Origin of the sequence: Microcystis sp. M179S2 (genome assembly GCF_020245805.1) — a bacterium.
Lineage (GTDB): Bacteria > Cyanobacteriota > Cyanobacteriia > Cyanobacteriales > Microcystaceae > Microcystis > Microcystis aeruginosa.
Window position 1 is genome coordinate 1 of the sequence record NZ_JADBUE010000075.1, and the last position, 10,669, is coordinate 10,669.

General features: G+C 42.2%; 8 protein-coding genes and 2 pseudogenes. 6 read left to right on the forward strand and 4 right to left on the reverse strand.

Annotated features, from left to right (window positions below):
- Positions 1 to 679: 679 nt before the first annotated feature.
- Both IM500_RS04120 and IM500_RS04125 read right to left on the reverse strand, forming a co-directional pair.
- Positions 680 to 2,071: an IctB family putative bicarbonate transporter gene (locus IM500_RS04120; protein WP_287737776.1), complete on the reverse strand. Its 1,392-nt coding sequence runs from the start codon at positions 2,069 to 2,071 to the stop codon at positions 680 to 682.
- Between the two features lie 144 nt (positions 2,072 to 2,215).
- Positions 2,216 to 3,859 carry an alpha-keto acid decarboxylase family protein gene (locus IM500_RS04125; protein ID WP_287737779.1) on the reverse strand — a complete coding sequence of 548 codons (1,644 nt, stop codon included), beginning with the start codon at positions 3,857 to 3,859 and terminating at the stop codon, positions 2,216 to 2,218.
- A gap of 254 nt (positions 3,860 to 4,113) precedes the next feature.
- Here IM500_RS04125 and dndD point away from each other — a divergent pair, with 254 nt between their 5' ends.
- Together dndD and dndE are read left to right on the forward strand one after the other, a co-directional pair.
- A complete protein-coding gene (dndD, locus tag IM500_RS04130) occupies positions 4,114 to 6,099 on the forward strand; it encodes a DNA sulfur modification protein DndD (RefSeq protein WP_190722842.1) in 1,986 nt (661 codons plus the stop codon).
- Positions 6,100 to 6,290: 191 nt separating this feature from the next.
- Positions 6,291 to 6,689, forward strand: a complete 399-nt coding sequence (gene dndE, locus IM500_RS04135) for a DNA sulfur modification protein DndE (RefSeq protein WP_052277560.1) — start codon at positions 6,291 to 6,293, stop codon at positions 6,687 to 6,689.
- Positions 6,690 to 6,789: 100 nt separating this feature from the next.
- Here the strand turns inward: dndE and IM500_RS04140 are convergent, their stop codons facing one another.
- Positions 6,790 to 8,304, reverse strand: a complete 1,515-nt coding sequence (locus IM500_RS04140) for a SagB/ThcOx family dehydrogenase (RefSeq protein ID WP_190722843.1) — start codon at positions 8,302 to 8,304, stop codon at positions 6,790 to 6,792.
- Between the two features lie 248 nt (positions 8,305 to 8,552).
- Here IM500_RS04140 and IM500_RS24420 point away from each other — a divergent pair.
- The 3 genes and pseudogenes from IM500_RS24420 (at position 8,553) to IM500_RS04160 (ending at position 10,148) form a co-directional block, all read left to right on the forward strand.
- Positions 8,553 to 8,898 (forward strand): annotated as a pseudogene (locus IM500_RS24420) (type II toxin-antitoxin system RelE/ParE family toxin).
- Complete coding sequence (locus tag IM500_RS04155; RefSeq protein ID WP_190722844.1) at positions 8,885 to 9,247, forward strand: hypothetical protein; 363 nt, start codon at positions 8,885 to 8,887, stop codon at positions 9,245 to 9,247. Before IM500_RS24420 ends, IM500_RS04155 begins: the two are co-directional and overlap by 14 nt.
- A gap of 106 nt (positions 9,248 to 9,353) precedes the next feature.
- A complete protein-coding gene (locus IM500_RS04160; RefSeq protein ID WP_190722845.1) occupies positions 9,354 to 10,148 on the forward strand; it encodes a Uma2 family endonuclease in 795 nt (264 codons plus the stop codon).
- 58 nt (positions 10,149 to 10,206) lie between these two features.
- On the opposite strand, the pseudogene IM500_RS04165 reads toward IM500_RS04160, so the two are convergent.
- A pseudogene (locus tag IM500_RS04165) lies at positions 10,207 to 10,296 on the reverse strand (PEP-CTERM sorting domain-containing protein); the annotation flags it as partial.
- A 126-nt stretch (positions 10,297 to 10,422) separates the two neighbouring features.
- Here IM500_RS04165 and IM500_RS04170 point away from each other — a divergent pair.
- On the forward strand, positions 10,423 to 10,669 hold a 247-nt coding region (locus IM500_RS04170), incomplete at its 3' end, for a helix-turn-helix domain-containing protein (protein WP_287737783.1).

A 10,669-nucleotide genomic window follows, 5' to 3' on the forward strand; every position in this document is an offset into this window, starting at 1 on the left:
CGCGACTTTTTACCCGGCCAAGCTTTTCTGGTCGGAACCCCCTAAGCCGAGTTTTCAAGGTGCTGCGCCGTCCACTTGGTTTTCGAGACTGGCCTTTTAATTCTAACGTAAAGCCAACCTAGAACGGCGGGGTTTCAGACCCAAAATTTCCGATGACAATCGCAACGGCCCACTTAAGACAACGATCCATTATTTTCCTCCCTCGTCTCTATAACGGCCACAGGGATTTACTCTCGTTATTGCAGTTGGGAAATCGCGCCAAGCGCGGAACAAACTGGGAAACGATCTAATTTAATTATCTCTTGCTTTGGCCACCGAGAGATGGTAGGATGGAAGATTTGTGATTTTTCTTAATAATCGCCCTCGCCCACACGCGCCTCAAATACCCTTCAGAGCAGCCCTATCCGTAATACTAAATCCGTTGAATATAAGCTACATATCAGGACAGGCAAAAGGCAAAAGGAAACAGGCAAAAGGGGTAATAAATAATCAGTCTTTAATAACAGGATTTAGGATAATTTAAAACAAATCCTCAACCTGGCGGCGGTTGGCAGTACTGACATCGCAGCTTTGAGAAGTTGTCAATAAATTGATATTGACAACATTGCGATTGTTTGGCTGGCAAGCAGTAGAATCTTGCCATTTCTATCCCTAGCACCAGACATTAATTATTGAACCCCTAGAGGAGAGAATTGCCACGATCAAAACCTCTAGCGGGGGAATAACAACGACTAGCAATTAAACCCAAAACTAACCACCAGAGGGTACTAACTTGGGGACGATACCAAACTGTATCAAAGAAACCGTGGGCAAGAATTCCAGCCATAGCGGCAATTGCCCCGATTAACCAAAAGCCTTGACTGTCCATTTTATCGCGCAAAAGTTTAATTTGATGGATGCCTTGGCCGATAGTTGTGACTAATAACCAGAGGAAACAGGTAAAACCAATAATTCCCGTTTCTACCATAATTTCTAATAGCACAGAATAGGCACTTAAAGCCGTGTATTTTGGCTTCATGAATAGGGGGTAAATTTTCTTAAAAGCATCATTACCCGGTCCGATGCCCAAAAGTGGATAGGTTTGAATCATGCGAATAACGGCATCCCAAACATTAATCCGAAAGTTATTACTACTATCTTCCCGGCCTGCAAAAATACTCATCACCCGAATTCGCAGCGGATCCACCAATAAAATCGCCCCTAAAATCACCACGGCTAAACCCCCTAAAATTAAGGGTAAAAGCCATGTTTGCCAAAATAACGGTAGATAGTTTTTGAACCAATAAAATAATAGCAATAAGAAGACGATTCCTAAGACCATCAAACCAATCCAACCGCCACGACTCTCGGTAAAAAATAAACAAGCGGCATTGGCTAAAGTTAATAAAGCCGCTAAAATTTTCGGTAGCCATCCCTGCCACACAAACAAGGCTGCACCGCTAAAAGCAATACCAGGGAATAAATAACTAGCTAATAAATTAGGATTACCGAGATAACTATAAACCCTAGTATCTCCCGCTAATTCTGAGGTGGGATCGTTCCAAGTTGCTAACTGTTCCGCACCAAAAATTTGCTGACGAATGCCGTAAACGCTGACTACTAATGCGGTTAAAACTAAAGTAGTCAGAATCCAATTTGTTAGGCGTGGTGAGCGCATGATTCGGGCGGTAAAGGCAAAAAAGATGAGATTGAGAGTTAATTTAATTAATCCTTCCAAGGCTGCGGTTTTAACGGGAGAAAAAGCCGTAGAAACCGTGGCAATTCCCCAATATAAAAGTACCAAAAGATGTATGGGTGTCACCCCGATTTTGCCTTCATCCACAAGGGTTAAGAGTAGCCAATAACCCGCTATTGCTAACAGCAAAAAACCGATTTGACTGGTGGAAAAAAACGGCGCGGTGGCGATAAGAAGAGAGATTAACAGCGCACCCATCAGTTCTGTCCACTCCACAAACCGGCTACCCTGTCGCCATTGACTAAAAAGGCCGACGAAACGATGCAGATAGCTATATTTTGACCAAGAAGCGGGGGAAAAGTTCAGTAAGGTGATTTGTTTCCAAAAAGCATTCATAGGGTTTTTAGTTGCGGTTGTCACCGGCAAACTTTGATTAAGATACCGATTGTATCTTAATTGTTGACTCTTGGGAGCCAAAAGAGTTTCAGTCTGGTGTCTTAGGACAGCTTCACACAGTCAAAACCTAATAGCATAACCAGTCTAAGCATGGGGTGAACGTAAAGCTTGACCTAAACGAGTTAAGCCTTGGGAACAGTCAAAACGATCGAGATGTACTTCAATAAATGATAGGCGATCGATGTTACTCTGGGCAATTGATAAAGCCTTTTCTAATTCCCCTTCTGTCCTGACTTGACAACTCCAACTTTCCCCGTTAAATACTGCTGGTAATTGGTGATATTTCCACGGTTGTAGATCATTATAAATATTATCCTGAATTACCCGCTCGATCGTGTAACCATCGTTATTAATTAAAAAGATAATTGGATTGAGATGGTGACGGATAATTGTCGAAAGTTCTTGGGCAGTCATTTGAAAAGCACCATCACCCACAAAGACGATAGGACGAGTATTTGGTGCGGCAAAAGCTACTCCTAAACAGGCGGGAATTGAATAACCAATGGATAGATAAAATGCTTGACCGATAAAGTCGGTTTTTTGGGGCATTAATAAATCAATTGTGGCAATAATTGCGTCCCCTGTATCAGAAATAACAAAAGATTCTTGAGCGATAAAATGATTCATTCGCTCATAAAAACGAGCATTAGTTAATTTTTGCTCTGCCACGGCGATGAATTCTAAATCCTTCAATTCGGCTGCGGGTTTAATCTCTAGTGTAGCCGCTTCTTTGTGACTTAGCTTATCAATTAAACCATCGATAAAATCCCCTAGTAATACTGGTTGATAGAAGTGATGTTTAATTTTTATCTTCTCGGAATTGGCATTAATCAAATTATTGGGATTTAAATTAGCCGTAAATCCGCCTAAATTCATATCGGACATGATCGCCCCTAAACAGAGGACACAATCGGCATTTTCCACCCGTTGACTAACGTATTCGCGACTTAATGCCCCCACATAAGTGCCGATAAATTGCGGCTGCATTTCCGAAATTGACGACTTACCTAAAATAGTGGTAGCTAAGGGATAACCCGTTACTTCTAAAAGTTTCAGCAACTTATCTTGGAGTTTAAACCGATGGAATTCTACCCCCGCTAAAATAATTGGTTTTTCCGCTTTTTCTAATAAAAAAACCGCTTCTTCAATGGCTTCTTCTAAAGCGGCGGCATCCGTGAGATTATCGGTTAAATAAATTGGATTTTCTGAGGGGATACAGGGACGATAGACCAGATCCCGGGGAATTTCGATATACACGGGACGTTTGTGATGCAAACAAGCGGCTAAAGTTTGATCGATTTGACTGGCTGCTTGGGCGGAATTAGTGAGAATAACCGAGGCAACCGTGACTTTTTCCATGATGGACAATTGCAGATTATAATCGCCCGTGGTGTGGTGTAATAATAAATTATCCCGGCGAATCGATCGATCGGAAGCCCCACTAATTACCACCAGGGGAACTCTTTCAGCGTAAGCACCGACCACAGCATTAACCAGGCTAAATCCCCCGACTCCGTAGGTGACACAGACAGCGCCCATCCCTTTGACTCGCGCGTAGGCATCGGCGGCATAACCCGCGTTAAGCTCATTACAGGTACAAACTAATTCGATCGGACTTTCCACCAAAACATCCATCAAATCGAGGACATAATCCCCCGGCACCCCGAAAATATGATTAACCCCTAAATTATGGAGACGCTGGCATAAATATTCGCCGATCGTGATCATAGCAATTTTCTCCCCTGTGTTGGCACTTTCACGCCGATCATAACGATTTTTTCAAAAAATAGGCTCATGCCCAGTAATGAACTAGAAAGTAAAAATCAGGAAACCTTGATTATATCTAGGCGCTGGTGATCAATGCTATAGTATAAAGTCTGGGGTTTTTTCTTGGGTGTAAAAAAATATCTGCGGCACTTTTTCAGGTATAATTTTTACAGGAGATTCCCTAAAACTTTCGACTTAAATAAGGCTGACTGTTAATGATTTTTACTGAATTAGTTTTGCAAAATTTCGGTCCATACGCCGGTCGTCAAGTGATTAATTTACGTCCCGAAAAAGACAACAATCCCTGTCCGATTATCCTTTTGGGAGGCATGAATGGGGGCGGTAAAACTACTTTAATGGATGCGATTCGTTTGGCTTTGTACGGTGCGCGGGCAAAGTGTTCTACTCGCAATAATTTAAGTTATGCCGAGTTTCTCAGTCAAGCAGTTAATAATCAAGCTTCCCTCATCGATCAAGCTAGAATTGAACTGGCTTTTGAACATCTAGTTAATGAACAATGGCGACAATATCGTATCGTTAGATACTGGACAAAACAGCCCAAAGATGGTAGGGATACCCTCGGTATTTTAGATGAAGATTGGCCTGATCCCGCCTTAGCTAATACTTGGGATGAATATATTGAAACTTTATTACCTTTGGGTATTTCTAACCTCTTTTTATTTGATGGGGAACAGGTAAAAGAATTGGCAGAACAGGATGTACCTCCTGACAGCGTTAAGGATTCGATGCAGACTTTATTAGGGTTAGAATTAGCGGAAAGATTAGCCGTTGATCTCGATATTTTAGCTAGTCGTAAGCGCCGGTTATTAGCAGCAGAAAATGAACTGGCAACTATTGAAGCTATTGAGAAAAAATTAGCTCAGTACCAAGAAGATTTGGAATTGGCTAGACAAGAGATGGAAACTCAACAAAAAAATTTAGATTTGGTTAGAAATGATTTTGATGCAGTCTCGGATAAATTTCGCATTGATGGCGGAAAAATTGCCGCCGAAAGAAGTCAATTAGAGAGCAGAAAAAAGGATTTAGATAAAAAGTTAGATAAACAGAGAGAATATTTAGGTCAATTGGCGGGGGAATTTTTACCATTAAAGTTAATTTTTCCTCTCCTAGAAGCGGCTAAAATTCAGGGAGAAAAAGAGCTAAAATTTCAATCGTCTCAAGTCGCTCAATCGGTTTTAGAATCCAGAGATAAAAAGTTACTTGCTTATTTAGAACAACTGAATTTAACTTTAGAACAATTAGACAATATTAGAGAATTTTTACAGCAAGAAAATCAGTTTTTAGCTGAGGATAGCGATTCTTTGATTACTCCTTACTTAGATTTAGACGAGGAGGCGATCGAGTTATTAAATCGAGTCTTAACCCATCAACTACCGGCACAAATTAACCTCGCTTATCAAGCAATAGAACAATTAAGAAATCTGGAAGCTGACTTAGATAATTTAGAGCGAGAATTAGCAGTAGCAGCCTCTCCCGAAGAATACGAAACCCTGAGTAATAACTTAAAAACCGCTCAGAAAAAGTATCTAAATGCTCAAGCGGAATACGAGCAAAGCCACAAAAATTATGAGGAAATCAAAAAGAAAATTGAGAAAACTAAAAAAGAATTATTTGCCTATAGTGAGAAAGCTTTAGAATCGCAAAGTAACGAACATATCGTCAATGCTATTGTCAAAGCACAGCAAACTTTAAAAGTATTTAAAGAACGCTTAACTTTAAAAAAATTAAATAGATTAGAGGGAGAAGTGGCGGAATGTTTTCGTTATTTATTGCATAAGTCCGATCTGGTGCAGAAAATAGCGATCGATGCTGATACTTTTGGTCTATCTCTCTTTGGTCCCGATGGACAAAATGTGCCTAAACACCGTCTTTCTGCCGGAGAAAAACAACTATTAGCGATCGCTTTTTTGTGGGGATTAGCGCGAGTCTCTGGACGAGATTTACCCATCGCTATCGATACACCCCTCGGACGTTTAGATTCTTCCCATCGCCATAATTTAGTTGAACGTTATTTTCCCGCCGCTTCCTCTCAAGTCATCCTCCTTTCTACCGATACAGAAATTGGACAAAATGAGCTACTCTTATTAGAAGAACAGGAAGTAATCGCCAGAAAATACCTGCTAGAATATAATTCCCAACAACGTCAAACTACTATTCACCCTGACCGCTACTTTTGGTAAGATTATGACTGAGATAAATTCCCAAGAAATTCTCCCCCAATTAACTTGAGACATTGAATCAGTTATCAGTTATCAGTTCACTGTTTACCGATCACTGAAAAAAAGCTCTCCACTTCCCACTCTCCTATTAAACAGTATTGAGCATGACTAACTATTTTCTCATCGGTAAGAGCGAGGTAAAATTATAGATTATGGAATCACCGATCGAACGTTTTCGACTATCTCAAACCGCCAAAGATAGCCTAATAAAATTAAAACGCTACACTAAAATTGACCAATGGAATATCCTCTGTCGTTGGGCTTTTTGTCGTTCCCTTGCTGAACCGAGTCTCCCCTCTCCCGTTCCCATTCCTGCCGATAGCAATGTAGAATTATCCTGGAAAGTATTCGGGGGAGAAATGGCCGATATTTTCTTAATTGCCCTTAAACAACGTTGTCATCAAGACGGATTAGGAACCGATAAAGAAACTCTAACTCAACAATTTCGCTTACATTTACATCGCGGGATCGGTTATCTTGCCGGGGATGCCAAGCTAAAAAAAATCGATAATTTAATCGAATTAGAGAGAGAAAGTCTCAGAGAATCTTAAACAAGGGGGTTTATCCTTAAGTCTTCTGGGATAAACCGACAGAAAACTGTCAGCCTGGCTATACTTAACCCAGCTAAACTAATAATGGTTCAAACTCACCTTAAAAAACTTTCGGTCGGCCTAAAGTAGTGATATAAATAACTGCTTCATCGGAGGGAATTCCTAACACTTCATTAACTTGATCATCAAAAAAACCACCGATACCACTAACCCCTAACCCCAGATGAATAGCCGCTAAATTTAATCTCTGTCCCAAATGACCCGCATCTGCATGAAGATAACGATAGACTCGATCGCCATATTTAGCCACTGCTTTTGACAGATCCGCCGTATGAAAAACCACAGCAGCCGCATCTCGTCCCAAATCCTGACCTAAACAGAGATAATGTAACTCTTGCCGGAAATTTTTAAAGCGAATTTGCCGCAATTCTTGGGCTTTGGGAGCATAATAATAACAGCCTTCCTCTAATCCAGTTACTGCCGAAACAGCGATAAAAGTTTCCAATAAATCCAGAGCAAAATAATCGGGATTGGGGTCGAGATTTTGTCCGACATAATCTTGGGGTTGATAGGTGAAATGCAGCAGCGCTCGCAATTCGTCTAAACTGAGACTAGCACCACTATAAGCGCGGGTAGATCTGCGTTTAAGAATCGTACTTTCCAGATCGATTAAATCTTCCCCCCAATTGACGGGACGGGATGTCACGGAAACTTTTAGACAAAAAGGAAAATTATATTTATCTTCCCAATTAGAGGGGGTAACAGTTGCTTCTATCTTCTCATCTGTAGCTATGATAGTGGCTCGGTGTAGGGAGTTTAATAATTCTCCCTCGGGAATTTCGGGATAAAGAGTCGTGGTTGCCGAAGGGAGTGCCGTGGTACTAGGGGGGAGATTTTGCCGGATATTGAGCAGATCTGCCAAAGGAATCACCGTCATGACACTTTCTTTCTCGGAATCGAGATAAAGCAATTCATTCATCTGGATATCGTTAAAACCACCGATTAAATGGGCGCGATAGTCATTAATCGAGGCTGATAGCTCAATATTGCCTAATAAATGCCCTGTATCGAGGAAAATACGCCGATAAGCTCGATCTTCGTAGCGCCAAGCGGACCGATAAAAAATGGCACTGGTAACTACAGCGATATCGGTATTTTCTAAAACAGGATTCCAGAAACAAGCAGATTGTAGGTTGGTCCAGACATCACTTTCCCAGAATAAAAGCAGCGAGTGACTTTGACCTTGGTAACTGTAGAGACCGGCGGGTAAAAATTCCGTGCCACGGGAGATCAGATAGACCTCGGCGGGGTATAATCCACCAGCAGAGGGTGCGGAACGTAGGTACAAGGGACTCCCCATAGTGGCGATTTTGGCAGTTAACCCATAGCTACAGCCCAAAATTCGCGATATACGTCGCCAAAAGTCTCCTTTTTGGGGAACCATTTGACGGGAGAGGTAGGGTTTGAGATCGAACGTCTGACCGATTTTGTATTCTTTGAAGGGATGGGGTTGTTGACTCCAATCAAGACCTTTACTTTTTGAGGCGATCGTCTGGGGGTCGTATTTGGTCCGCTCGTGGTAGTATTGGGCGATCGAGATTGGCTGATCTGGCATGATAAAGATGGGCTGTCTAAGCTTTACTTTTTAGTTTGACATACTCCCACCCCTAGAAAACGGGTTTCTGAAAGAAACCCGTTTTCTAAATACTCCCCTCTCCCACCCCCCCTGCTCTACGATGTCGGGTAGGGTTGATTCATGAATCAACCCTACCCTTGATAAGGGGGGTGGGGGGTTGGGGGTGAGGGTAATTAACCATATCTGCCATTACTTTAGAAAAATAGTATAACTGCTATAATTATCCCATGGCGGCTCAACCCAGAGAAATTCGACGTTATGTTACCAGTGACGGCAAAGTTCCCTTTGCCCAATGGCTCGATTCTTTGCGGGATATTAAGGCTAAAACTAAAATTGCTCAACGCCTAAACCGGGTTAATTTAGGTAACTTAGGGGATTATAAATCAGCTTTGAGCAGGAGTTTATGAACTACGAATAGACTATGGTTCTGGTTATCGCGTTTACTTTGGACAAATCGGAACAACAATTATCTTACTCCTGTGTGGAGGAGATAAAAAAACGCAAGCTAAAGACATTGAAATAGCCCAAAAATATTGGCAAGACTATAGGAGCCGAGAAAATGCCAATCAGTGATAGTTATCATGATTCCCTGATCGAATCCCTTAAAGATTCCCATTATGCAGCAGTTTATCTGGGAACTCATCTCGAGGGAGATGAATATGAATTTGAATCAGAATTACTCAGACTCGCGTTCAATCACGTCCTAGAAGCCCTTGGCCCTCAAAATCTAACACCAGAACAAATCAAAATTCAGGCGAAGCAATTGGAAGAACTAATGCAAAAACCTGCACCTGAAGCCATGAATCAACTAACCTCTTGGCTTCAAGCTTTAGGATTGAAATTAACGATAACGGTCGCTTCAAAAATGCCAGAAATAAATCATGAAAATGACGCTGTTAGTTCAATCAAGATTACAGTGTAGTTTGTAGTTTGTAGTTTGGTTTTTTTGATGACAAATTGATAGCCGCTTAACGCACCCTACACAGAAAACGGGTTTCTTTCAGAAACCCGTTTTCTAAAATAAAATTATGACTACACCTAGCTTCACCATTCCCCAATCTGACCCTCCCCTTTCCCCTCGGCAATCCTTGCCGACGATGTATGATTTACCTAGTGACAATCCACTTGAACCCGGTTTGCCTGACGAATTTCACCTATTACAACCTCAGTTATTACTACTGACTTTCCAGCCTCCCAACTGGGAACCAGACCTAGTTTTTAGCGCTGCTGACCTCAACCTTTACTACAATGTCAGACACCCTCAATGGTACAAGCGTCCCGATTGGTTTGGGGTGGTTGGTGTTCCTCGCCTCTACGATGGCCATGACCTGCGCTTAAGCTATGTGATTTGGCAGGAAGGGGTTTCTCCGACGATTGTGGTGGAATTATTGTCTCCAGGTACGGAAAATCAAGATTTAGGCGAAGAACTACGCCAACCCGGGGAACCGCCAACTAAGTGGACAGTTTATGAACAGATTCTGCGGATTCCCTACTATGTGGTTTTCAGTCGCTATACTAACCAACTTCAAGCGTTTGAACTGGTAGGCGGTCGTTACCAACCCGTAGCTTTAGTGGAGGGACGCTTACCGATTCCTCCACTGGAATTGAGCTTGGGTTTGTGGCAAGGTTCCTATCGGGGGATTGAGCGGCTATGGTTGCGCTGGTTGACGCTGGAAGGAGAGTTAATTCCCCTTGCCGATGAGGAGTTAATTGCGGCTAAACAAGAGGCTTCTGCGGCTAAACAAGAGGCTTCTGCGGCTAAACAACGAGCAGAACAACTAGCGGCACGATTGCGGGAATTAGGGATAGATACTGAAAGCTGAAGGCTCGAAAACCCCTCAAAAAAGAGAGAGGAAACCCGCGCCTCCTCTCTCTGGGACATTATTTTCTCGCTTTGCGGACAGTACCCCCTAGCATTAAACCCCCTAGTGTGATACAACCAAGAACACTCGTAGGTTCGGGGATACCCACAGCAGCAGAAGCGACGGTCAACAAATGCCGAGAGATTTTTTGAGATTATTCATCGAAAATTTGGGTCTGAAACCCCGCCGTTTTACGGCGGCTTTGCTGTTAAATATTAGCACATTTACGAAATATATGCTAAAATATGAGACATGGAAAAGCTATCGCTACCGATTTTACCCAACACCAGAACAAGAGTCGCTATTGCGGCGCACTTTGGGCTGTGTAAGATTAGTTTACAATAAAGCTCTCCACGAACGAACACAAGCTTGGTACGAAAAGCAAGAAAGAGTAGGCTACGCTCAAACTTCTTCAATGCTAACCGAGTGGAAAAAACAAGAAGAATTAGACTTTCTCAATGAAGTAAGCTGTGTACCCTTAC